Here is a 24,133-nt window from a genome sequence, read left to right as displayed (position 1 = left end):
CCTGTCCTCTCCCAAACGTCCCGCACCTTTATCCCCGGCCCGCTGCGATGCTCGGCACGCTTTACGGCTCGGGCAGGAAAGCGAAAGCTCAACGGCAACGGCAACGGCAACGGCAACGGCAACGGCAACGGCAACGGCAACGGCAACGGCAACGGCAACGGCAACGGCAACGGCAACGGCAATCATGATGGGAGTGGCTTTGCCTGCTGCGCCCAGGGCAGTGACCGCTGCAGCCAGAACGACCCATGACCTGCATCGACAAAGGCTGTTACCTTTCGGTTCGTTCAACCAAGGAGAGGATCATGCTGTTGAAGCACTGGATGTTGGGTGTTGCCCTGGTGGCGAGTGCGCCATGGGCGTTGGCCGATGTGGCTGTCGATCCGCTGTACGGCGATGATCCGCAGGCGCGCGCGGTGCTGGATTGCCAGGCCGATTACGCGCGGCGTTATGCCGGGGCGGTGACCAGCCAGCGCGCTACCGCCACCGAGGTGGCGATTGCGGCGCATGCCGGCTGCATCGATGCGTTCGAGGCTTTCATCCGTTCGCGGGTCACGGCTGCGGGCGAGGCGGAGCGGATGCAGGCGGCGATGAACCCGGCCGCTTTTGTCGAGCACCACCGGCAGCGCATGCGCGACTACGCCCATGCCCATACGCTGCATGTCTATCTGCGCAGCACGGCCGATTTCTGATGCTGGAATGGGGCTGTCCTGGCCGGTAGGACGCCGGCTTTGACAGCCCTGTTGCGCTGCGGCAATGTGGGTTCCGGCAGGCCGCGTGGCGGCCTTTTTTGATGACGGAATTCCAATGAACGCAGTCCTTGCGGCGGTGGGCATCATGCTGGTGCTGAGCCTGTGCCGGATCCATGTGGTGGTGGCGCTGATCATCGGTGCGCTGGCCGGCGGCCTGATCGGCGGGCTGGGCATGGAGGCCACGCTGGCGGCCTTCAACAAGGGGTTGGGGGCCGGTGCGACGGTGGCGCTGTCCTACGCGCTGCTGGGTGCGTTTGCGGTGGCGATCGGCAAGTCCGGCCTGGCCCATGCGCTGTCGGACAAGGCGCTGGCGTTGGTCGGCCGGCAGCAGAGCGAAAAGGGCGCGTCCTCGGTGAAGTGGCTGCTGATCGGCCTGCTGGCACTGGTGGCGGTGTCCTCGCAGAACATCCTGCCGATCCATATCGCCTTCATCCCACTGCTGGTGCCACCGCTGCTGTATGTGCTGACCACGCTGCAGATCGACCGCCGGTTGATCGCCTGCGTGATCACCTTCGGCCTGATCACGCCGTACATGTTCCTGCCGGTGGGCTTTGGCAACATTTTCTTGAACAACATCCTGCTGGCCAACGTGGCCAAGGCCGGGGTGGATGTCAGTGGCGTCAACGTGACCAAGGCGATGCTGATCCCGGCCATCGGCATGCTGGTGGGCCTGCTGATTGCGGTTTTCATCAGCTACCGCAAGCCGCGCGTCTACGACCTGGCACGGGTCGGCAAGGCCGAGAGCACCCGCACCGCCTACAACCCGCGCACGCTGGCCGTGGCCGGGCTGGCGGTGGCGGTGGCCTTTGCCACCCAGTTGTGGCTGGATTCGATGATCATCGGCGCGCTGCTGGGCTTTGTCGTGTTCACGGTGAGCGGGGTGGTGCGCTGGCGCGAGGCCGATGACCTGTTCACCGAGGGCATGAAGATGATGGCGATGATCGGCTTCATCATGATTTCCGCCCAGGGCTTTGCCGAGGTGATGACCGCCACCGGCCAGGTGCAGTCGCTGGTGGATGCCTCGGCGCAATGGATCGGCAACAGCCGCGGCGTCGGTGTGATGCTGATGCTGCTGGTCGGCCTGCTGGTGACCATGGGCATCGGCTCCTCGTTCTCCACCGTGCCGATCATCGCGGCGATCTTCGTGCCGCTGTGCGTGGCGCTGGGTTTCAGCCCGATGGCCACGGTGTGCATCGTCGGCACTGCCGGTGCGCTGGGTGATGCCGGTTCGCCGGCCTCTGACTCGACCCTGGGCCCGACCTCGGGGCTGAATGTGGATGGCCAGCACCACCACATCTGGGATTCGGTGGTGCCGACCTTCCTGCACTACAACCTGCCGTTGCTGGTGTTCGGCTGGGTCGCAGCGATGGTGCTGTAAACCGGCCGAGTTGCCGCTAGCGCAGTGCGTGGCCCTGCTGCGCGAACAGCGCGGGCGCGCGGCGGATCAACAGCCGGCATGGGCCTTGCGCGGCGCATGCGGGCCGGTTGCGGTGAAGAAAGGGTCAATGAATGGCCCGCGATGGTTTGCCTGCGCTGCATTCAGGGCCGGGCCCGGCGCAGCAATTGATCCGGCGCATGGCGCTGTCTTGATAGCGGAGTAGGATGGCCCGACCAACCGCCGTTACCGGAGAAACCGCATGGCCATGATGAGAGCTGCTGTTTTTGTCGAGAAGGGTCGTATCGAGCTGGTCGACAAGCCCATTCCCGATGTCGGCCCCAACGATGCGCTGATCCGCATCACCACCACCACCATCTGCGGTACCGACGTGCACATCCTCAAGGGGGAGTACCCGGTTGCCAAGGGCCTGACCATCGGCCATGAGCCGGTGGGGGTGATCGAGAAGCTCGGCAGCGCGGTGCGTGGTTATCGCGAGGGCCAGCGCGTGATTGCCGGTGCGATCTGCCCGAACTTCAACAGCTACGCCGCCCAGGATGGTTTTGCCAGCCAGGACGGTAGCTACCTGGACGGTGACCGCTGCGCCTGCCATGGCTACAAGGCCACCGCCGGCTGGCGCTTCGGCAACCTGATTGATGGCACCCAGGCCGAGTACGTGCTGGTGCCCGACGCCCAGGCCAACCTGGCCCCGATTCCCGACGGGCTCACCGACGAGCAGGTGCTGATGTGCCCGGACATCATGTCCACCGGCTTCAAGGGCGCGGAGAACGCCAACATCAAGATCGGTGACACCGTGGTGGTGTTCGCGCAGGGGCCGATCGGCCTGTGTGCCACCGCCGGTGCGCGCCTGCTTGGTGCCACCACCATCATCGCGGTGGACGGCAACGACCAGCGCCTGGCCATTGCCAGGAAGATGGGCGCCGATGTCACGCTGAACTTCCGCAATGTCGATGTGGTTTCCGAGGTGCACAAGCTCACCGGCGGCAAGGGCGCGGACAGCGCGATCGAGGCGCTGGGCACGCAGATGACCTTCGGCCAGGCGATGAAGGTGCTCAAGCCCGGCGGCACGCTGTCCAGCCTGGGCGTGTATTCGGAAGACCTGGCGATCCCGCTGTCGGCGTTTGCCGCTGGCCTGGGCGACCACACCATCCGCACCGCGCTGTGCCCGGGCGGCAAGGAGCGCATGCGCCGGCTGATGAACGTGATCCAGGGCAACCGCCTGGACCTGGGCGTGCTGGTTACCCACCAGCGCAAGCTCGACGACATCGTCGAGGCCTACGACCTGTTCGCCAACCAGCGCGATGGCGTGCTGAAGATCGCGATCAAGCCGTAAGCGCGATGGCGACGGCGGCCTGCCGCTCAGTGCGGCAGGTCATCGTCCGGGTGCTTGCTGCCAGGTGGGGGAGCAGCGTTGCGCGCGTCATGCGCTGTTGGTGGCTGCTTCGGGGCGAAGCGTTCGTTGACCCAGCCCCACAGGATCAGGCTAAGACCGGCGGCGAACATCGGGATGGCAAGCAGCACGCCGGGAAAGCCATAGACCACGGCCGCCGGCCAGGACCAGCCCCACTGGTTGCGGGCATGGAAGTAGGCGCCGACGCCCTGGCTGATGTCCGGGCTCAGCCGATCCAGCCAGGGCAGCAGCCAGCTGCCCCACGGGCCGAGCGAGACATCCAGTTCCTGCGCCAGTGCGGTCCGGCTGGTCCACGAGTAGGCCTCCATCGCGGCATACAGCGCAAACAGCGGCAGCAGGAGCAGCAACAGGCGGAGCTTGGACATTGCCGTCGGGCGCGAGGGGGAGGGGCGACAGGGTAATCGCTGCGCCCGACCGGAGGAATCCGGCCGGGGTACGCATGACCTGGGCGGTGATCAGTACAGGCCCTGGGCCAGCATCGCGTCGGCGACCTTGACGAAGCCGGCGATATTGGCGCCATCGACATAGTTGACGCTGCCATCGGCACGCTTGCCGTGCTGCACGCAGTTGGCGTGGATCTCGCGCATGATCACGTGCAGGCGCTCATCGACGTCGGCATGGCGCCAGGACAGGCGCAGCGCGTTCTGGCTCATCTCCAGCCCCGAGGTGGCCACGCCGCCGGCATTGGAGGCCTTGCCCGGCGCGTACAGGATGCCGGCGTGATGGAACACGTCCACCGCTTCCAGCGTCGAAGGCATGTTGGCGCCCTCGGCCACGCACAGCACGCCGTTGTGGACCAGGGTGCGGGCATCGTCCTCGTCCAGCTCGTTCTGGGTGGCGCAGGGCAGGGCGATCTCGGCCGGGATGTGCCAGGGGCGCTTGCCGGCCAGGTACTCGAAGCGGCGGTCACCGGCCAGCTCGGCCAGACGGCCGCGACGCTCGTTCTTCAGCGCCATCACCTCGGCCATGCCCGACTCATCGAAGCCGTCGCGGGCGTACAGGGTGCCGCCCGAATCGGAGAAGGTCAGCACCCGTGCGCCGAGGTCGGCGGCCTTCAGCGCCGCGTACTGGGCCACATTGCCGGAGCCGGAAACCAGCACCCGTGCGCCCTGGGTCTCGCGGCGGGCGTGGTGCAGCATCTGCTCGACGAAGTAGACCGTGCCGTAGCCGGTGGCTTCCGGGCGCATCAGGCTGCCGCCGTAGGCCAGGCCCTTGCCGGTGAACACGCAGGCGGCATTGTTGCTGAGCTTTTTCATCATGCCGGCCATGAAGCCGACCTCGCGCGCACCCACGCCGATGTCGCCGGCCGGCACGTCGGTATCGGCCCCCAGATGGCGGTGCAGCTCCAGCATCAGTGCCTGGCAGAAGCGCATCACCTCGCCATCGCTGCGGCCCTTGGGGTCGAAATCCGAGCCGCCCTTGCCGCCGCCCATCGGCAGCGTGGTCAGTGCGTTCTTGAAGGTCTGCTCGAAGGCCAGGAACTTCAGGATCGACAGGTTCACCGACGGATGGAAGCGCATGCCGCCCTTGAACGGACCGATGGCCGAGCTGTGCTGCACGCGCCAGGCGCGGTTGACCTGCGCCCGCCCGGCATCATCGACCCAGGCCACGCGGAACTGGATCACCCGCTCCGGTTCGACCAGCCGTTCGAGCAGGGCTTGCTCCCGGTATTTCGGGTTGCGCTGCAGAAACGGCCAAAGGCTGTGGATGACCTCCTTGACCGCCTGCAGGAATTCCGGCTGCAGCGGGTCACGGCGGGCGATATGGGCAAGGAACGCATCGGGAGTTGAATGGTGCATGGGGGCCTTCCATCTTGCGTCCTGGCGCCGTCCGGGCAGGGCGGCGGCACAGTGTGGGTTAAATACTTCAGGCAGCGCTGCCGGGACCAGCGGGGAGCCGGCCCCGGCCGTACTCAGGCGTTGGATGTCTCCGCTTGCCGGCTGCCCTGGCGCTGGCGCAGCAGGCGGTTGGCCACGTCCAGCCAGGCCAGCGCGCTGGCTTCGATCACATCGCGGCTGGTGCCGGTGCCCTCATAGGCCTCGCCTTCGTGGCGCACGCTCAGGTTGGCCTCGCCGCGGGCATCGGCGCCGATGCCGACGCTGTGCACGTGGTAGCTGTCCAGGCTCAGGGCCACACCGGTAGCGGCCGACAGCGCGGCGAACAGCGCATCGACCGGGCCATCGCCGCTGGCGGTCTCACAGACCCGGTTGCCTTCCGGGTCGGACAGCTCGACCAGCGCATTGGCGCGCTGGCCGACATCGGAGATGGTCATCGAGGCCAGGCGGTAGCCGTCCTGCACCGGGGCGCCGTGCATCAGCGTCTGCAGGTCGATATCGGTGACCACGCGCTGCTGCTCGCACAGGGCCTTGAACTGCTCGAACACCAGCGCCAGCTCTTCTTCTTCCAGCCAGTAACCCAGCGCCCGCAGGCGGGCTTCGACCGCAGCGCGGCCGCTGTGGCGGCCCAGCACCATCTGCGAGGATTCCCAGCCCACATCTTCCGGGCGCATGATCTCGTAGGTGTTGCGGTTGCGCAGCATGCCGTGCTGGTGGATGCCCGATTCGTGGGCGAACGCATTGGCACCGACAATGGCCTTGTTGCGCTGGACCGGCATGCCGACCAGGCGCTGCAGCAGCTGCGAGGTGGCCACGATGCGGCGGGTATCAATGCCGGTGTCATGGCCGTAGAAGGCGTTGCGCACCTTCAATGCCATCACGATTTCCTCGATGGCGCAGTTGCCGGCGCGCTCGCCGATGCCGTTGATCGAGCCTTCGACCTGGCGCGCACCGCCTTCGATGGCGGCCAGCGAATTGGCTACCGCCAGGCCCAGGTCATTGTGGCAATGGGCCGAGAAGATCACCTTGTCGCTGCCGGCGGCGTTGGCAATGACGTGGGCAAACATGTTGCGGATCTCTTCCGGCGTGGTGAAACCGACGGTGTCCGGCAGGTTGATCGTGGTGGCGCCGGCAGCGATGGCGACCTGGGCGACCTCGGTCAGGAAGTCCAGCTCGGTACGGGTGGCATCCTCGGCGGAGAACTCGATGTCGTCGATGTAGCTGCGCGCCAGGCGGACATGCGTGTGCACCGATTCCAGGATCTGTTCCTTGCTCATCCGCAGCTTGTGTTCGCGGTGCAGCGGGCTGGTGGACAGGAACACGTGCAGGCGCGGCCGGGCGGCCGTTTCCAGTGCCTTGACCGAGGTTTCGATGTCGCCGGGCAGGCAGCGCGACAGCGTCGCCAGGACCGGGGTCTTCAGCTCGGCGGCAATCAGCGCCAGCGCTTCGCGGTCGGACTGCGAGCTGGCGGCAAAGCCGGTTTCGATGATGTCCACGCCCAGTTCGGTCAGGGCACGGGCCATCACCAGCTTCTGTTGCGGGCTCATGCTGCAGCCGGGGGATTGCTCGCCGTCGCGCAGGGTGGTGTCAAAAATTCGAATTCGGTCGGTGGTCACCTGGGTGTCTCCTCGCCGGCGGTGGCAATAAAGGAAGTATGCGGAAAATTGCTGGAGCTGTTGCGGCCCTGGGGGCCGCTGCGTAGTCGTTCGCTGGTGCGCCGGCGCGGTTTTCGCGGCGGACGCGGGCGGATGTCGGAAAGCAGGCCAGCCAGGACGCTGGCATCGATGTTGCCGCCGGAGACCACCGCGCATTTGCGCTTGCCGGCCACGCGGCGGCCGGCGGCCAGGGCCAGGGCGCCGGCACCTTCGGCAATCAGGTGTTCTTCCAGCGCCAGCCGCACCAGGGTCTCGCGCAGCTCGGCCTCGCGCACGATGACCACGTCATCGAGCAGGCTGGCGCACAGCCGGCGGGTGATGAAGCCGGGAATCTTGACCTTGACGCCGTCGGCCAGGGTTGGCACCGGGTCGATGGCACGGGTGTCACCGGCGATGGCACGGACCATCGAATCCACGCCCTCGACCTGGGCCCCGACCACGCGCACGCCCTGGGATTTGAGCGCCAGCGCGACCCCGGAGGCCAGCCCGCCGCCGCCGATCGGCACGATCACCACATCCGGCGCGTGCGGGGCCAGTTCCAGGCCGACGGTGCCCTGGCCGGCGATCACGTCCGGATCATCAAAGGCGGACAGGAAGCGCCAGCCGTTTTCCTGGGCCAGGTTCAACGCAAAGGCATAGGCCTCGTCATAACTGTTGCCATGCAGGCGCACGGTGCCACCCCAGTGCTTGACCCCGGCCACCTTGGTCGCCGGCGCGGCGGTCGGCATCACCGCGATCGCGGTCACGCCCAGCCGCCAGGCCGCCCATGCCAGGCCCTGGGCATGGTTGCCGGCCGAGGCGCAGATCACCGGGCGCTCATCGCCGCGTTCGATCCCTGCCAGCAGCGCATTGAGCGCGCCGCGAACCTTGTAGGAGCCGGTGCGCTGCAGGTTTTCCAGCTTCAACCAGACCCCGAAACGCTCGGCGTAATGCAGCGGGGTATCGGGCAGGTAGCGGCGCAGCCGCGCCTTGGCGGCCAGCACATCGGCCACGCTGACGCGGCTTTCCACGCCGTCCGGTGCCAGCGGTGCGCGCTGCTCACGCATGGCGTGCGGCCGCTGCGGGCCGGCGCTGCCGTGCTGCCCGTGGGTGGGCCCGGCCGGTAACGGCAGGGGCGGGGCAAACCATCATGCCACCGGTGCTCCGGCCACCTCGGCCTGCGCGGTCACCGCCACGGCCAGACAGTCGTAGACCTTGCCCAGCTGCAGCGCCAGGGTATGCCCCGGGCGCTGGCCATCCACCAGCATCTGCAGCTGCCAGCTGCCATCGCCGTTGCGCTCGGCGTGGATGGCATGGGCCGTGAAGCCGCGCCGCTCGATCATGCCCAGTACACGCACAATGGCGCCCTCGGCAGCACTGATCTGCAGCTCAAGCCGGAATTGCATTGACGGTCTCCTGTGCGCGGTGGGCCGGGTTGGCATCGAGCATGTGGGAATTGGCGGTGTTCGGCGGCACCAGCGGCCAGACATTGGCACGCGCATCGATGGCCACATGCAGCAGGGCCGGGCCGTCGCTGGCCAGCAGTTCGGCCAGGGCCTGTTCGACCTGGCTGCGGTCATCGATGCGGCTGGCCGGGATGCCGAACACGCGGGCCAGCGCGGCGAAATCCGGGTTGTCGGACAGGTCGATCTCGCTGTAGCGCTCGGCATGGAACAGCTCCTGCCACTGGCGCACCATCCCCAGGCAGGCGTTGTCGAGCAGGATGATCTTCACCGGCAGCTTGCAGCGGGCGATGGTGGTCAGCTCCTGCACGTTCATCATGAAGCCGCCATCGCCATTGACCAGGATCACCGTGCGCTCGGGGCAGGCAAACTGCGCACCCATCGCTGCCGGCAGGCCGAAGCCCATCGTGCCCAGCGCGCCGGAGGTCAGGTGGTTGGCCGGGTGGTTGAAGCGGCAGTGCTGGGCCACCCACATCTGGTGCTGGCCGACATCGCAGGCAATCACCGCATCGGCCGGGGCCAGCTCGCTCAGGCGCTTGAGCAGCGACGGGGCGTAGATGCTGTTGCCGGGGGCGTCATAGCGTGCCGGGAAGCGTTCGCGGTTGCCGATGCAGCGGGCCCGCCACGGTGCACAGTCCGTGCGCACCGACTGCAGTGCCTGCAGCGCCTCGGCGATGTTGCCGGGCACGGCGATATCGGCGGTGCGCAGCTTGGAGATCTCGTAGGCATCGGCATCGATGTGGATCACCCGTGCAAACGGGGCGAACTCGACCAGCTTGCCGGTGGCGCGGTCATCGAAACGGGCACCGACCACGATCAGCAGGTCCGACTCCTGCACCGCCATGTTGGCCGCGCGGGTGCCGTGCATGCCGAGCATGCCCAGGTAGTTGGGATCGTTGGCGGTCAGCGCACCCAGCCCGCGCAGCGACAGCACGGTGGGGATGTTGCTGTTGGCCACGAACTGGCGGAACGCGTCCACCGCCTTGCCCAGGCCCACCCCGCCACCGGCATACACCACCGGTTTTTCCGCGCTGGCAATGGCGGCGATGGCCTGTTCCAGCTGCTGCGGGCACGGTGCCGGCACCGGTGGCACGCTGGCCGGTACATGCGCCGGCAGGTGGCTGGCATCGGCCAGCTGCACGTTCTTGGGCATGTCGATCAGCACCGGGCCGGGACGGCCTTCGCGGGCGATCCTGAAGGCTGCGGCCACCACCGCCGGCAACTCGTCGACACTGCGCACCAGCCAGGAATGCTTGACGATCGGCAGGGTCATGCCGAACACGTCCAGCTCCTGGAAGGCATCGGTGCCCAGCAGCGGCGTGGGTACCTGGCCGGTGATGCACACCATCGGCACCGAGTCGAGCATCGCATCGGCGATGCCGGTGACCAGGTTCGAGGCCCCCGGCCCGGAGGTGGCCACACAGACACCGACCCGGCCGCTGGCCCGCGCATAGCCATTGGCAGCCAGCGCGGCACCCTGTTCATGGCGTACCAGGATGTGCTTGAGCGAGGAATCCACCAGGGCATCGTAGAAGGGCATGATCGTGCCGCCCGGATAGCCGAACAGCGTATCCACGCCTTCGGCCTCCAGGGCCTGGGTCAACCAGCGCGCGCCATTGCGCGGCGTGCTTGGTGCTTGGGTGTTCATGTGTGACCTTTGCCTGAAGCGGGTGGGGGACCGCGCCGGTTACGCGTTCTGGGATTGCAGCCAGACCATCTTGGCGCGCAGCTCGCGGCCGACCTTCTCGATCGGGTGATCCTTGTCGGCCTGCTGCCACTGCTTGTAGTTGGGCAGGCCAGCGTCGTATTCGGCCTGCCAGTTGCGGGTGAAGGTGCCGTTCTGGATATCGGTCAGCACGTCCTTCATCCGCGCCTTGACCGAGGCGTCGATCACCCGCGGGCCGGAGACGAAATCGCCGTACTGCGCGGTTTCGGAGATGAACTCCAGCATCCGGGTGATGCCACCTTCGTAGAACAGGTCCACGATCAGCTTCAGCTCGTGCAGCACTTCGTAATAGGCGATTTCCGGCTGGTAGCCAGCCTCGACCAGGGTTTCGAAACCGGCCTGCACCAGTGCCGAGGCACCGCCGCACAGCACCGCCTGCTCGCCGAACAGGTCGGTCTCGGTCTCTTCCTTGAACGTGGTCTTGATGATGTTGGCGCGTGCGCCGCCCAGCCCGCCGGCGTAGGCCAGGGCCAGCTGCTCGGCCTGGCCGCTCTTGTCCTGGTGCACGGCATAGATGCACGGCACGCCGCGGCCGATTTCATACTCGCGACGCACCAGCGCGCCCGGGCCCTTGGGCGCGACCAGCACCACGTCCAGGTCCTCGCGCGGGGTGATCATGCCGAAGTGCACGTTCAGGCCGTGGGCGAACAGCAGGCAGGCCCCCTGCTTCAGGTTCGGCGCCAGCACGTCGTTGTAGAGCTTCTTCTGCACCATGTCCGGGGTCAGTACCGCGACCAGGTCGGCATCGGCCACTGCCTCGGCCACGGGCTTGACGGTGAAGCCATCGGCCTGGGCCTTCGCCTCGGTCGGGCCACCCGGGCGCAGGCCCACGGTGACATCGAAGCCGGAATCACGCAGGTTCAGCGCATGGGCGCGGCCCTGGCTGCCGTAGCCGACCACGGTGATCTTGATCTGGGGCTTGTCGTTGCTGCTCATCGTGCTTGGGTCCTTGCTGGAGTCAAAAAAACAGCCGCGGCGTGGATTACGCAGCGGCTGTGTCGGGGGCATTGCGGGAAGCGCAGGCGCAGGCCACAGGCGCGCTGCCAGCGCCAGCGGGCTGCTGAGGTTTGGCGGCGGTGGTCATGGTGGGCTGGCTCATGGTTTCAACTGAAAGAAAGGCTGGAAATGAAAAACCCCGCACCGGGAGCGGGGCGGGGTTTTTGACTTGATCCTGACGTTGGGTGTCTACGCGTCAGAAAGCCCCGCACCTGTAGGTCCGGTAATAAGTAGGAGCACCACCAGCTGAGCGACCGCGGTGGTCACTGATGCAGGGGTCGGCAGGGGAATGTGGCGTTGCAGCATGGGTCGAGAGAACCATGGGCTTTGTTGCCCTGTCAAGCGATGCTGTGCCCGCTGTTGACCCGCTAGCAGCCGGTTGCCGGCCAGGCGTTGTGGCAGCGTGATCGTTACAGCGGTAACGGCCATCTGGTTGAATCTGAAACCAATGGTTTTCCCCGGTTTTGCGCATGAAAGCCCGCTGTGGCAGGTGCACGATGCCCGTATGGTCCGGCCAATCAGCCTCGGCCAGCGTGATAGGAATTGCGGCTGTTTGCCGGTAGTCCAGTGGGGAGTGGCCCCGCTTCGGAACCAGGGCAATGCAATGAGCAGTCTTGAACAATGGCCGACCGGATTGGATCGACTCTGGCAGCCTTCGGCTGGTGTAACGCCGTTACTGGGCCTGGTCACCCAGGAGGGAGTAGCCGCTGCGGCCAGGCCAAGGCTGCTGTATCGCAAGGGCAGCGGGCTGTTGAGCTATCTGGCGGTGGAAAGCTGCCGCCGGCATCGGCGCAGTGACCTGGCAGAGCTGTTCTGGCCCGACCTGCCTGCCAGCGCCGGGCTGACCAACCTGCGTCAGGTACTGTGCGATTTACGCCGCAGGCTGCTGCCGATCCTGGGCCCGGAGGTGCTGCAGATCGACCGCACGCATGTCCAGCTGCAGTTGACCTGGGGCCAGGCGCAGGTGGACCTGCAGATCATCGAGGCGGTGGCCATCGGCGAGCACAGCGCGCAGCTGCCTGCGATGGATTGGCTGCTGCACTGCGATGAGCTGCTGGCGGACTGGGATGTCGATGGCTGTCCGGCGTTTGACCAGTGGCTGGCTGGGCAGCGGCGCTGGTACCGGCAGTTGTGGCGGCGGGCGCTGGAGCGCCTGCGGGCGGTGGCCGAGCGCGGCCACGACTGGCGGCTGGCGCTGGAATGTGTGCGCTGCCAGATCCAGGTCGATCCCTGGGATGAACGCCTGCACCGGCAGCGCATGCAGCTGTACTGCGCGCTGGGCCAGGCCGAGCTCGCCCTGGCCAGTTACCAGAGCCTGGCCCAGCAGCTGGAGAAGGAACTGGGGGTGTTGCCCGACCCTGACACCGCGGTTCTGGCCCGCTGCATCCAGGCCACCGTCGTGTAAGCGTGGGCCGGCCACACAGGTGGCAGCGGGTGCCCGGATGCACAGGCAAAAAAAGCGCGCCATGCGGCGCGAATGCAGGATGTTTCGGGTTATTGGAATGCGTCGGCGAGAGAGAGATTTGCCTGCCGTCACCGCGGCCGTTGTCGGCTGCGATTAACAATGCCTAGGCTATCCTCCTGCGGCTGAAAACCCTTTGCTGTACATGCCGATGCTGTTTGCTGCCTCTGGCGCTTGCGCCAGCCTGTGTCCGTTGCCCGCTACCGGTCGATCCTGGCGATTGACGTGGAGTGCTGGGCAATGACTTCTGCGCTATCGGCAGTGGCCACTGCCATAGTGCTGCAGGTTGGCCGCTGCCGTGTCGAAACGGCGTCGCGTGAGATTACCGGGCCTTCCTCGCCGCGGGTTCGCCGGGTAACCCCCAAGGCAATGGCGGTATTGCGGCTGCTGGCAGTAGCCGGCGGGCAAGTGGTGACACGCGAGAGCCTGCTGGCCGGTGTCTGGCCCGATTCGGCACCGACCGATGACGTGCTGACCCAGGCCGTGACCCAGCTGCGCAAGGCTTTTGCCGCTGCCGATGGCAGTGAGCCCTATATCGAAACCATTGCGCGCAGCGGTTATCGGCTGCTGGTGCCGGTTGCGGTTATGTCCTTGCCGGCCACGCCAGACGCCCCGGAGCCGGGTCTGCGTCCGACCGAAGCCGGCTTCAGCGCGGAGCCGCCGCGCCGGCGTCGGCGGGTGCTGCGGCGTTGGTTGTTGATTGCGCTGGCGGTGGCGCTGGTGCTGGCGATCGCAATGCTGTCGTGGCTGTTGTGGCAGCAGCGCAGCCAGGCCCAGGCGGCCTCCAGCAACCCGCTGCCGGTACGCCCGTACCGGCTGTTGACCTCCAGCCTGGAAACCGAAACCCACCCCGCGCTGTCGCCAGCGGGCGACCAGCTGGCCTATACCGCGGTCAACAGCCAGCAGGAGCGCTCGCAGATCTTCGTGCGCAAGCGCTTGGCCAACAGTCCGCTGCATGCCCTGAGCGACACCCCGCTGCAGGCGCATGACCGCCTGCCCAGCTGGTCGCCGGATGGCAGCCAGATTGCGTTCGCGCGCTTTCATGCCGATGGCCGTTGCCAGTTGATGCTGGCCGCCGCCGATGGCCAGCAGCCACCGGTGGAGCTGCTGGACTGCTCGCCGGCAGAACTGCTCAGTTTTGATTTCAGCGCCGATGGCCGCACGCTGGTCATCGGCAGTTTTTCCGCCCAGCCCGGGCGGGCGGGGATTGCGTTGTTCCATATCGCCGAGCGCCGTTGGCAGCCGCTGGACTATCCGCGCCAGCCCGGTGACCTGGATTACAACCCGCGCATCTCGCCGGATGGGCGCTGGCTGGTGTTTGCGCGCAATCCGCAGCTGGGACGGCTGTACATGATGCCGGCCGGGGGCGGTGCACTGCAGCCACTGGACCCGGGCTTGATGCAGATCCGCGGGCTGAGCTGGCTCAGTGACAGCCGCCATATCGTGGTCGGTCGTCGGATCGGGATGGAGGCCCGGCTGCAGCAGCTGGACACCCGGCAGCCCGGTGTCTGGCGCGACCTCGGTGTGGAGGATGCGCAGCTGCCGGCTGCCGCACGCCAGGTGCCGATGCTGGCCTTCATGCAGCGGCGCGCGCAAACCGGACTGCTGCGGTATGGCCGCGACCAGCCGCCGCAGCGGATCTATCCCAGTGTCGGCCGCGAACTGGCACCGGCCCTGTCGGCCGATGGCCAGCAGCTGTTGCTGTTTTCCGACCGCAGTGGCGTCCCGGCGGTCTGGCAGGGACGTGGCGATGGCCGCGGTGCGCTGCGTCTGGTGGTCGGTGTGCAGCCCGATGTCAGGCAGCAGGCGGTCTGGGACCGGCAGGGCCAGCACGCCTTGTTGATCGGTCAGGACCAGGCGCAGCGCAGCGTGCTGTACGAGCTTTCCGGCGCCGGTACGGCGGTGCCGCTGCCGGTACCGGTGTCTTCGCAAATCCTGCAGGCTGCCTATACCGACAGCGCCAACCAGTTGCTGGTACTGGAACGTGCCGATGACCGCGGCCGGCTGCGGCTGTTTGACCGTGACCGCACGCCATGGCAGGAACTGGCCCGTCTGGATGGCGTCAGCCAGTTGCGTTGGGACCGCAGCCGTGGGCGGGTGCTGTTCACCCGTTTTGACCGTCCCGGTCTGTTTGCCTGGGATACCGCCAGCGGCCAGACCGCAGTGGTGAACACCCATTGGCCCACGCGCTGGCGCTACCGCAGCTGGGAGGTCTCTGCCGATGGCAGCATCTGGTACAGCCAGATCGCAGCGCACTGCCGCAACGCGCTGCGGCTGCTGAACCCCCAACCGCAGCAGCGTGACAGTGGCCAGGACCTGCGTTGCCTGGACCGCCGGCTGGCTGCCAGCTTCGGTGGCTTCAGCAGCGCTGAAGATGGTGCGTTGTTGATGGCCGTGGCTGAACGCGAGGGCGGGGATATCGGCCTGATGCCGTTGTTCGATACAGCTGAGGCTCAGCTTGAGTATTTCTCCAAGCGATTGATTCTGTAGGTAAATTTGCTTTCGTAAGTCTTTCGGCATGAATTTCGGAAAGACCTCGGCGGCCCTTCGTAGGACTTTCCTGACACTGCTGCACGAACTTGGCAAAACGAACGCCAAGTTTTTGTAAATGCGGTGATCTCATGCGAAAAATCATCTGGGCCGATCGCGGCCAAGTGCTCAATCCGGACAAGCTGGCGGAGGATGGCCAGGCGCCTGTCTGCATCGGCGCCTCGCGGCTGGGGACCGTGCAGGCCAGCGCGCATGCGATGACGGTGTGGATGCAGCTGCGCGGCAGCTCCTGGATCGAGTCCAAGGAAGGCAAGTTCCGCCTGCACGCCGGGCAGTGGATTGCCTTTGAGAAGGAGTCCCGGCCGATGATCCAATGTGGTCGCGAGGGCCTGGCCATTGGCCTGTGCCTGGATGCCGATGCGCTGCGCGCGTTGAGCCAGCTGGCCGACTGTGCGGTGTATGCCGGCCGCGGCACGATCAACCGCAGCGAGGCCCGGGTCGCCCTGCGGCTGTGGCGCAAGCTCGCCGACAGCGATGGTTCGGCGCTGGCCATGCGGCCGGTGCTGCTGCATCTGGCCTCGCTGCAAAGCGAACTGGGCGAGGTGGTGCAGCGTTGCCCGGGGCGTTCACGGCTGCGCAAGCGCCAGGTGTTCGGGCGCATGCAGCGCGCGCGGATGTACCTGGAAGGCAACAGCCACCGGGTGGTGCGCATCGGCGAACTGGCCGAGCTGACCAACTTCTCCTCCTGGTACCTGTCCAAGACTTTCCAGTCGCTGTACGAGGAAAGCCCGCAGTCGTTGTCGGCGCGCCTGCGCCTGGAGCGTGCGGCGCTGCTGCTGCGCGAGACCGACATGATGATTGGCGAGGTGGCCTCGGCCAGCGGCTTTGACAACTGCTGCAGTTTCGCCCGTGCCTTCCGGGCCAGATTCGGCACGTCGGCATCGCGCTATCGGGAAAGCTTGCTGGCTGATTCGGCAAAGCCAGCTGGTGCCTGGCGCAAAGTTGCCGCGTTCTCCTGATCGTAATGTGCAGGGCGGCGTTCATTGAGCGCCCTTTACGACTTGGAGAGAAACATGAAGTTGCGTAATTCTGCGATCCGGCTGGGCCTGCTGCCGGCCGGTATCGCCATGGCACTGGTACCCTCGCTGGCCAGCGCGCAAGACAGCGCCGCTGCCGGTGCCACCACCCTGGATCGCCTGGAAGTCACCGGTTCGCGCATCCGCGGGGCTGACATGGAAACCCAGCAGCCGATCCTGACCATGACCCGCGAAGCGCTGGAAAAGCAGGGTTTTGTCTCCGTCGCCGACGTGCTGCAGAACCTGACCTCGGCCGGTTCGCCGGCGATCTCGCGCTCCGATGCGCTGGCCTCGGGCGAGAACGTCGGTGGTTACTACATCGACCTGCGCAACCTGGGTGCCAACCGCACCCTGGTGCTGATGAACGGCAAGCGCTTGGGCGCCACCACCGGCGGCTACCAGGACCTGAGCCAGATCCCGATGTCGGCCATCGAGCGCATCGAGATCCTCAAGGACGGCGCTTCGGCCATCTACGGTTCCGATGCCATCGCCGGCGTGGTCAACGTGATCACCCGCAAGCGCTTTGACGGCGCCGAGGCCCAGGTCTATGTCGGCCAGTACGGCGAAGGCGACGGCGACACCACCCAGTATTCGTTCACCCTGGGTGCCGAGGGCGAGCGCGGTGGCGTCACCCTGTCGGCCGAGTATTCCAAGCAGGAGCCGGTGTTTGCCGGTGACCGCTGGTACTCCCGCTCCGGCAGCGCCGGCCCGGACTACCCGGGCGCCGGCTTCAGCCCGATCAGCCAGAACGGCTCGTTCTGTGATCCGTGCCTGCACCCGACCGCAAAGGCTGGTGAGCCGGGCTACGTCAACCCGAGCGATGTGCTCTGGTACACCCTGAGCGAAGGTGGTGATCCGTCCAACCGTGCCGACTACCGTCTGCACACCGCCGCGGACAACGCCAACTCCAACGAGCAGATGATGGTGTCCACCGGCATCGAGCGTAAGTCGTTGTATGTCAACGGCAACTACGACGTGACCGACGCCATCAGCTTCAATGCCGATGTGCTCTACAACGAGCGCACCACCGACCAGCAGATCGCCGGTTACCCGTACCAGTCGGAGGCCTTTGGCACCCCGCTGGCCGCCGACAGCGCCTTCAATGTCCTGGGCAAGGACATGGAGTTCCGTCGTCGTCTGTGGGAAATGCCGCGTACCACCGAAAGCAAGCTCAAGACCCTGCGCTTTGCGCCGAGCCTGTCGGGCTACTTCGACTTTGCCGGCCGCACCTTCGACTGGAACGTCGGGGCGATGTGGAACCGCAACGAGATCGCCAAGTCGGCACGTGGCGACATGTCGCTGCTGGCCTCCGAGCAGGCCCTGGGCACCTCGTTCATCGATGCCAATGGCGTGGCCCGTTGCGGCACCGCCGCCAGCCCGATCGCCGGCTGCTATGCCTGGAACCCGCTGCTGCCCTACGGCGTGGCCGGTGCCGGTTCGCTGGCTGACAAGGCCGTGCAGGACTTCCTGTTCCCGATCTACAACGATACTGGTGTGACCAAGACCACCAGCTTCACCGCTGACCTGTCCGGCTCGATCATGACCCTGCCGGCCGGCGACCTCGGTTTTGCCGTGGGCGTGGAGCACCGCAAGGAAGAAGGCAAGTTCATTCCCGATGCCTTCTCGCAGTCGGGCCTGTACACCGGCCTGGCCAGCACCACCACCTCCGGCGACTACAGCCTGGATGAGGTCTACCTGGAGCTGAACGTGCCGGTGCTGGCGGACCTGCCGTTCGCCAAGGAGCTGACCGTCAACATGGCCTCGCGCTATTCGGACTACAGCAACTTCGGTGACACCACCAACTCCAAGATCGGCTTCACCTGGCGCCCGATGGACGAGCTGCTGGTCCGCGGCACCTTTGCCGAAGGCTTCCGCGCCCCGTCGATCGACAACCTCTACGGCGGCACCGGTGCCAGCTTCGAGTCCTACACCGATCCGTGCTCGGTCGGCGTGCCCGGCTCGGTGGCCGGCAATGCGGCCTGCACCGCCGCCGGCGTGGCCCCGGACTACGTCCAGCTCGGCCAGGGCCTGGTGCCCTGCGAAGACTGGCCGTGCCAGACCCCGGACCAGTTCATCACCGGTTCCAACCCGGCACTGAAGCCGGAAACCTCCACCTCCAAGACCGTGGGTCTGGTGTGGAGCCCGCGCTGGGTCCAGGGCCTGGACGTGAGCCTGGACTGGTTCAACTACAAGATCGAGGACATGATCATCTCCGACAGCGTCGACCGCATCCTGCGCGACTGCTATGTACTGGGTGATGCCTCGCGTTGTGGTGCGGTCAGCCGTGCCGGTGATGGCCATATCAATGCCATGTTCTACGGCCTGGCCAACCTGGGCCAGATGGAAACCGAAGGCTACGACCTGGGCGTCAAGTACCGCCTGCCGGAAACCGCCTACGGCAATGTCAGCTTCGACTGGCAGACCACCTACGTGGCGACCTATGACCAGTCCAGCCAGAATGCTGCCGGTGAAGACATCATGGTCGGCTACGTCGGCAGCCCGGGCATCTTCCGCGTGCGCTCCAACCTGGGCGTGAACTGGAACCTGGGTGACTGGGCCGCCAGCTGGACCGCCCGCTACTACTCCTCGATGGCCGAAGCGTGCGTGCGCAACCGTCCGTGTACCGATGCGGACCGTTTTGCCAACGGTGAGGCTGCACCGCAGCGCAAGGTGGGTGCCAACACCTTCCACGACCTGCAGGTCAGCTACCAGGCACCGTGGAACGCAACCATCGCCCTGGGTGCCAACAACGTGTTCAACCACCGCGGTGCGATCATGTTCTCGGCCCCGAACTCGAACTTCCCGTACTACGGCGGGTTTGATATCGGTCGCTTCCTGTACATGAAGTACACCCAGCGCTTCTGATCGAACCGATCATCGGGTGTAAAGGAGGGTGGGCCGCAAGGCCCACCCTTTTTGCTGGCGCCGGTCCGGCCTGCCGTGCGGTCGGCGGCATAAAAAAACCGCGCCGGTGGCGCGGTTTTCAGCGGGAGGGGGCGGTGCTGGATCAGGCCGGCTGGGCCGCCAGTCCGAGCAGGTGATCGGCCTGTTGCTGCCATTGCGGCAGCTTGTCCAGCGCGCCGGTCTTTTGCAGGTAGTCCAGGTTGACCGGCTCCCTGCGGATGAGCCGGTTGGCCACGTGCACGGCCCCGGTCACCCAGAAGTTGCGGCTGTTGCTGCGCTCCGGTTCAAGTTGAAAGGCGACCGCTTCGATGATCGGCATCGGCAGCCCCCACAGGCCCAGCAGATAGGCACCGGCATCGGCGTGGCCCAGGGTCTGGTGCTGTTCGCTGCTCTGGTTCTGCTCGACCACCCCCGGCAGCAGCAGGCCGATATCGGCCAGCAGCGCGGCGGTGGCACCCAGCTCGGCACTGGAGCTGGGCAGCAGGCGTGAGGCCAGTCGGGCGGACATCATTGCGCGTTGCTGCAGCTGGGCGCGCTTTTCCTCGGAGATGATGCTGCTGGAAAACACTTCGCTGGCCAGCACCAGGTCACGCAGGGTGGCCAGGCCCAGACGGGTCACGGCGGTGCGCAGGTCGGTGATGGTGCGGCCGCTGTTGAAGAATACCGAATTGGACAGCTGCAGCACCTTGGCCGCGATCGCAGGATCGGTGGCCACCAGGTCGGCAATCTGGCCATTGTCGATGGCGTTGTCCTGTTCCAGGGCGGCGGTCAGGCTCAGGTACAGGCCCGGTGGCGAGGGCAGTTTTTCAATCCGCCCGATCGCATTGCGCAGCTGCGGGTTGTCCAGCAGCTCGCGCAGTTCTTCAATGCTGCTCAGGGCCTCGAGCAGGGCTTCGGGAGCAAGCGGGGAGGGCAGGAAGCGGTGGGCCAAGCCGATCAGGCGGGCCGACGGCGGCCGGCCGGCGTTGTGCTCGGACACCAGTGCAATCCGGATCGCTTCCGGCCGCAGCGTGCGGGCCTGCAGCAGCAGCATCGTCGGCGGCAGCCCGACCACATGGGGCGCCACGATCAGGGCATCAATAGGATGGCTGGCCAGTTCGGCGACGGCAGAATTGCCATCGCTGACGCGGGTGACTTCCCACTCGTCGCCCCAGGCATGGATGAACTCGGACAGTTCGGCCGGCAGTGCGGCTTCATCCCCTACAAGCAGAATATGAACGCTCTTCCCCTGCGGCTGCGCAAGATACAGCCATTAACCCCATAACTCTAACCAAAACAGGAGATCCGCTGCTGGGCGAACCCCCTGTTTTGTGATGCTGCGCACCTTGGAATCAGCGTGCGCTGGCGTGCGGTTCAGCCTTGGCCGTCAGCCTGGTAGCGCGCCAGGGCCTCGACCAGGATCTGCTTGGCTTCGGCGGCATCGCCCCAGCCCTCGACCTTGACCCACTTGCCCTTTTCCAGATCCTTGTAGTGTTCAAAGAAATGGGTGATGCGGTCCTTGATGCCCTGCTCGACGTCGCCCACGTCATTGATGTGGGCATAGTCCTTGAAGATCTTGGTCACCGGCACGGCGATCAGCTTCTCGTCCTGGCCGGCCTCGTCACTCATCTTCAGCACGCCGACCGGACGGCAACGCACCACCGAACCCGGGATCAGGCCGAACGGCAGCAGCACCAGCACGTCGGCCGGGTCGCCGTCACCGCACACGGTGTTGGAGACATAGCCGTAGTTGGCCGGATAGCGCATCGGGGTGGACAGGATGCGGTCAACGAACAGGACGTTGGAATCCTTGTCCACTTCGTACTTGACCGGCTCGGAGTCCTTGGCGATCTCGATGATGACGTTGATTTCTTCCGGCGGGTTCTTGCCGGGGGAGACGAGCTCCAGGCCCATGTGCGGCTCCAGTATCGGGATGAATAAAATTGGCCGCCAATTCTACGCTGGCCATTGCTGCGTTGCATCGCATGGTGCTTGCTGCGGTGTTCAGGTGCTGCGGTGAAAGCTGCCTGGCAGTCCCACTCCCCGGTGATGCCATGCGTGTGAACCCGTGCCTGACGTTGCTGATGATCAGTACCCTGCTGCTGGCCCCGGCCCTGGCGGCCCCGCCCGATACCGGGCGGCAACGTCCACCGTCGCGTCCGCAGGCCGACGGGGTATGGCATACGCTGCGTCAGATTCCCGAGGCCTGCGCCCGCCTGCAGGGCCGGTTTACCGGCCAGCCGGAGCGGCCGTACCAGCTGCAGGCGGTGGCAGGCAGTACGCACTGCCGGCGGCGGGCGGTCCTGTTGCCGTTGCAGCAGGGCGGCGAAGATCCCGGCCAGGGCTGGATGCTGGATGAGCGCATCATGGTGCCCTCGGCGGCCTGTCCTGGTCTGGCGGTGGAACTGAGGCTGTGGCGGCGCCAACCGGCTGACACAAGCCGGCCGCGCGATGCCCAGGGACGGGAGCGCATCTATCTGCAGCAGGCACGCGAGCAGTGGGCCCGGCAGCGCCTGGCCGGTTTGCCGCAGTGGCGCGCCTACTGGCAGCTGCAGGGCCGCTGTGGCTGAAAGTGCTGCCGCTGCCGGGACATGCCGGTAGCCTGGGCAAGCGCCGCAACAGGGTCATGCGCTAGACTGGCCGCCTTGCGGTGTTGGTTGTAACGCTGGTCTGATGGCCGCGCGCGCCGTATCTTTTCCCTCCCCCTGTTTATGGAGTGCGCATATGCGTTTGGTTCTGTTGGGCCCGCCCGGTTCTGGCAAAGGCACCCAGGCTGCCCGCCTGAAGGATGAACTGCAGATTCCCCATATCTCCACCGGCGACCTGCTGCGCGCCGAAGTGGCAGCCGGCAGTGAACTGGGTCTGCAGGCCAAGGAAGTGATGGCCCGCGGTGAACTGGTCTCTGACGAGATCCTGCTGGGGATGATCCGTTCGCGGCTGTCGCGCGAGGACGTGGCCAACGGCTTCATCCTTGATGGCTACCCGCGCAATGTGGCCCAGGCCAATGCACTGGAAGCCCTGCTGGCGTCGATCGGCCAGCCGTTGCAGGCGGTGGTCCAGCTGGATGTGGCCAACGAGCTGCTGGTCGAGCGGATCGCCGGCCGTGCCAAGGCTGAAGGTCGTGAAGACGACAACCCCGAATCGGTACGCAAGCGCCTGCAGGTCTACAGCGATTCCACCGCCCCGGTGATCGGCTTCTACGAAAGCCGCGGTGCGCTGGCCAAGGTCGATGGCGTGGGTACCCTGGATGAGGTGTTCGCGCGCATTCTGGCTGCGCTGGGCAAGTAAGCCGGCCGTGCCTGGATAAATAAAACCCCCGCCTTGCAGCGGGGGTTTTTTGTGCACAACACGGCAGCAGTAACGTGGGGAGACGTTGCAGTGCCGCGTATCAGCAGCCAGCTGGCTTGCTCAGAGCCGGGGCCGGTCTTCATCGGGGATGTGCCCAGGGGAGGGGCGTCATGAAGATCGGCCGGGCTGGCCGTGGAACAGTATCGATGGCACCAGCGGCAGCACCTATCGGTATTTGGCTCATCGGTTGTCAGGGTTTGCCTGACACCTGCCCTTGGCCTGGGCAATCGGTGACAATGCGCTGATGAGCACGATCCATATCCTCGGCATTGCCGGAACATTCATGGGCGGCGTGGCTGCGTTGGCACGCGAACTGGGCTACAGCGTGGAGGGCAGTGACCAGGCGGTCTATCCGCCGATGTCCACCCAGCTGGAGCAGCTGGGCATTGCACTGCGCCACGGCTACCTGCCTGAAAACATCGGCCCGGACTGTGCCAGCGTGGTGGTCGGCAACGCCCTGTCGCGCGGCAATCCGGCCGTTGAACACGTGCTGGACCAGGCGCTGGATTACACCTCCGGGGCGCAGTGGCTGGCGCAGAACGTGTTGCCCGGACGCACCACGATTGCCGTGGCCGGTACCCATGGCAAGACCACGACCACCTCGCTGCTGGCCTATCTGCTGGACCGTGCCGGGCAGGATCCGGGCTTTCTGATTGGCGGGGTGGTGCCCGATTTTGGCGTCTCGGCACGGCTGGGCACAGGCCCGGCCTTCGTGGTCGAGGCCGATGAGTACGACACCGCGTTTTTCGACAAGCGCAGCAAATTCGTACATTACCGCCCGCGGGTGGCCATCCTCAACAACCTGGAATATGACCACGCCGATATTTTCCCGGATCTGGCCGCCATCGAACGCCAGTTCCATCACCTGGTGCGGACTGTTCCGGGCAATGGCCGGCTGATCGTCAATGCCGCCGATGCCAACCTGGCCCGGGTGCTGGAGATGGGCTGCTGGACGCCGGTGGAACGCTTTGGTTTCCAGCCCGGGGTGGAGTGGCAGGCACAACTGCTGGCCGCTGACGGCAGCGCCTTTGCGGTGTTCCACAACCAGCAGTGCCTGGGCCAGGTGCACTGGTCGCTGCTGGGCAACCACAATGTCCTCAATGCGCTGGCGGCGTTGGCCGCGGTGCACGCCGTCGGTATCGACCCGGCCACGGTAATGCCTGAACTGGCAGGCTTTGGCGGTATCAAGCGGCGCCTGGAGGTGGTCGGCAAGGTCGATGGCATCACTGTCTATGACGACTTTGCCCACCATCCCACCGCCATCGCCACCACGCTGGCGGGGCTGCGCGCGCGGGTGGGCGATGCGCGGATCGTGGTGGCGATGGAGCCGCGCAGCAACTCGATGCGCCTGGGCGCACATGCGGCCGCGCTGGCGCCGTCGCTGCAGCTGGCCGATGCGGTGGTGTTCCTGCACCGTCCGGAGCTGGCCTGGGATGCGGCCGCGGTGATCAGCCAGGTGCGTGGCCAGGCCCGTGCGGTGGCCGACAGCGAACAGCTGCTGGACGTGCTGGCCGGGCAGGTCACTGCCGGCGACCACGTCGTGTTCATGTCCAATGGTGGTTTTGACAACGCACCACGCCGGTTGCTGGCGCGTCTGCAGGGTGGGTGCGGTTAAGCCCGGCGCTGGCCTGGGTGCTGCGTCAGGTGCGTGCCGGCGCTATGCT

Annotated in this window: 20 protein-coding genes; 11 read left to right on the top strand and 9 right to left on the bottom strand. The window is 66.2% G+C overall.

What is annotated here, in order from left to right:
* The 4 genes from ABB25_RS14775 to ABB25_RS11545 all read left to right on the top strand — a co-directional run.
* Window positions 1-249 (top strand): hypothetical protein (locus ABB25_RS14775; RefSeq protein ID WP_211259321.1); only part of this gene is annotated, 249 nt, incomplete at its 5' end.
* 53 nt (window positions 250-302) lie between these two features.
* Window positions 303-689 carry a hypothetical protein gene (locus ABB25_RS11555; RefSeq protein WP_057666956.1) on the top strand — a complete coding sequence of 129 codons (387 nt, stop codon included), beginning with the start codon at window positions 303-305 and terminating at the stop codon, window positions 687-689.
* 115 nt (window positions 690-804) lie between these two features.
* The gene (locus ABB25_RS11550; protein ID WP_057666954.1) at window positions 805-2,127 is read left to right on the top strand and encodes a Na+/H+ antiporter family protein; all 1,323 of its coding nucleotides are present in this window, start codon (window positions 805-807) and stop codon (window positions 2,125-2,127) included.
* A 268-nt stretch (window positions 2,128-2,395) separates the two neighbouring features.
* Window positions 2,396-3,478, top strand: coding sequence for an NAD(P)-dependent alcohol dehydrogenase (locus ABB25_RS11545; RefSeq protein ID WP_211259320.1), 1,083 nt, complete (start codon window positions 2,396-2,398; stop codon window positions 3,476-3,478).
* Window positions 3,479-3,504: 26 nt separating this feature from the next.
* Here the strand turns inward: ABB25_RS11545 and ABB25_RS11540 are convergent, their stop codons facing one another.
* From ABB25_RS11540 to ilvC, 7 genes are all read right to left on the bottom strand, one after another.
* On the bottom strand, window positions 3,505-3,921 hold the full coding sequence (locus ABB25_RS11540; RefSeq protein WP_057666949.1) for a hypothetical protein: 417 nt from the start codon (window positions 3,919-3,921) through the stop codon (window positions 3,505-3,507).
* Between the two features lie 90 nt (window positions 3,922-4,011).
* On the bottom strand, window positions 4,012-5,355 hold the full coding sequence (gdhA, locus tag ABB25_RS11535) for an NADP-specific glutamate dehydrogenase (RefSeq protein WP_057666947.1): 1,344 nt from the start codon (window positions 5,353-5,355) through the stop codon (window positions 4,012-4,014).
* Window positions 5,356-5,468: 113 nt separating this feature from the next.
* The gene (locus ABB25_RS11530) at window positions 5,469-7,007 is read right to left on the bottom strand and encodes a 2-isopropylmalate synthase (RefSeq protein WP_057666946.1); all 1,539 of its coding nucleotides are present in this window, start codon (window positions 7,005-7,007) and stop codon (window positions 5,469-5,471) included.
* Entirely contained in the window at window positions 7,004-8,092 is a 1,089-nt protein-coding gene (locus ABB25_RS11525; protein WP_083488292.1) for a threonine dehydratase, read from the bottom strand. The genes ABB25_RS11530 and ABB25_RS11525 overlap by 4 nt, the downstream gene beginning before the upstream one ends.
* A gap of 81 nt (window positions 8,093-8,173) precedes the next feature.
* Entirely contained in the window at window positions 8,174-8,431 is a 258-nt protein-coding gene (locus ABB25_RS11520) for an ACT domain-containing protein (RefSeq protein ID WP_057666944.1), read from the bottom strand.
* Complete coding sequence (gene ilvG / locus ABB25_RS11515) at window positions 8,415-10,136, bottom strand: acetolactate synthase 2 catalytic subunit (RefSeq protein WP_057666942.1); 1,722 nt, start codon at window positions 10,134-10,136, stop codon at window positions 8,415-8,417. The genes ABB25_RS11520 and ilvG overlap by 17 nt, the downstream gene beginning before the upstream one ends.
* A gap of 39 nt (window positions 10,137-10,175) precedes the next feature.
* Window positions 10,176-11,150, bottom strand: coding sequence for a ketol-acid reductoisomerase (gene ilvC, locus ABB25_RS11510; RefSeq protein ID WP_057666940.1), 975 nt, complete (start codon window positions 11,148-11,150; stop codon window positions 10,176-10,178).
* A 664-nt stretch (window positions 11,151-11,814) separates the two neighbouring features.
* Between ilvC and ABB25_RS11505 the strand changes: the two genes are divergently transcribed.
* The 4 genes from ABB25_RS11505 (at window position 11,815) to ABB25_RS11490 (ending at window position 19,103) form a co-directional block, all read left to right on the top strand.
* Window positions 11,815-12,615, top strand: coding sequence for an AfsR/SARP family transcriptional regulator (locus ABB25_RS11505; protein ID WP_160319436.1), 801 nt, complete (start codon window positions 11,815-11,817; stop codon window positions 12,613-12,615).
* 297 nt (window positions 12,616-12,912) lie between these two features.
* Complete coding sequence (locus ABB25_RS11500; RefSeq protein ID WP_057666966.1) at window positions 12,913-15,162, top strand: winged helix-turn-helix domain-containing protein; 2,250 nt, start codon at window positions 12,913-12,915, stop codon at window positions 15,160-15,162.
* 131 nt (window positions 15,163-15,293) lie between these two features.
* The gene (locus ABB25_RS11495; RefSeq protein WP_057666936.1) at window positions 15,294-16,181 is read left to right on the top strand and encodes a helix-turn-helix domain-containing protein; all 888 of its coding nucleotides are present in this window, start codon (window positions 15,294-15,296) and stop codon (window positions 16,179-16,181) included.
* A gap of 54 nt (window positions 16,182-16,235) precedes the next feature.
* The gene (locus tag ABB25_RS11490) at window positions 16,236-19,103 is read left to right on the top strand and encodes a TonB-dependent receptor plug domain-containing protein (RefSeq protein WP_057666935.1); all 2,868 of its coding nucleotides are present in this window, start codon (window positions 16,236-16,238) and stop codon (window positions 19,101-19,103) included.
* Between the two features lie 142 nt (window positions 19,104-19,245).
* On the opposite strand, the gene ABB25_RS11485 is transcribed toward ABB25_RS11490, so the two are convergent.
* Together ABB25_RS11485 and ppa are read right to left on the bottom strand one after the other, a co-directional pair.
* Window positions 19,246-20,208, bottom strand: coding sequence for an HDOD domain-containing protein (locus ABB25_RS11485; RefSeq protein ID WP_244477815.1), 963 nt, complete (start codon window positions 20,206-20,208; stop codon window positions 19,246-19,248).
* 287 nt (window positions 20,209-20,495) lie between these two features.
* Window positions 20,496-21,035, bottom strand: coding sequence for an inorganic diphosphatase (ppa, locus tag ABB25_RS11480; protein WP_057666930.1), 540 nt, complete (start codon window positions 21,033-21,035; stop codon window positions 20,496-20,498).
* 140 nt (window positions 21,036-21,175) lie between these two features.
* On the opposite strand from ppa, the gene ABB25_RS11475 reads away from it, so the two are divergent.
* From ABB25_RS11475 to mpl, 3 genes are all read left to right on the top strand, one after another.
* Window positions 21,176-21,691 (top strand): hypothetical protein, encoded by a 516-nt coding sequence (locus ABB25_RS11475; RefSeq protein ID WP_057666928.1) that lies wholly within the window; start codon window positions 21,176-21,178, stop codon window positions 21,689-21,691.
* A gap of 154 nt (window positions 21,692-21,845) precedes the next feature.
* Window positions 21,846-22,409 (top strand): adenylate kinase, encoded by a 564-nt coding sequence (locus ABB25_RS11470; protein ID WP_057666926.1) that lies wholly within the window; start codon window positions 21,846-21,848, stop codon window positions 22,407-22,409.
* A gap of 304 nt (window positions 22,410-22,713) precedes the next feature.
* On the top strand, window positions 22,714-24,084 hold the full coding sequence (gene mpl / locus ABB25_RS11465; protein WP_057666965.1) for a UDP-N-acetylmuramate:L-alanyl-gamma-D-glutamyl-meso-diaminopimelate ligase: 1,371 nt from the start codon (window positions 22,714-22,716) through the stop codon (window positions 24,082-24,084).
* Window positions 24,085-24,133: the final 49 nt, after the last annotated feature.

The sequence above is a fragment of the Stenotrophomonas koreensis genome, from assembly GCF_001431525.1.
Taxonomy (GTDB): Bacteria; Pseudomonadota; Gammaproteobacteria; order Xanthomonadales; family Xanthomonadaceae; genus Stenotrophomonas; species Stenotrophomonas koreensis.
The sequence above is the reverse complement of the archived record's forward strand: the minus strand, read 5'-3'. Positions and strand labels throughout refer to the sequence as shown.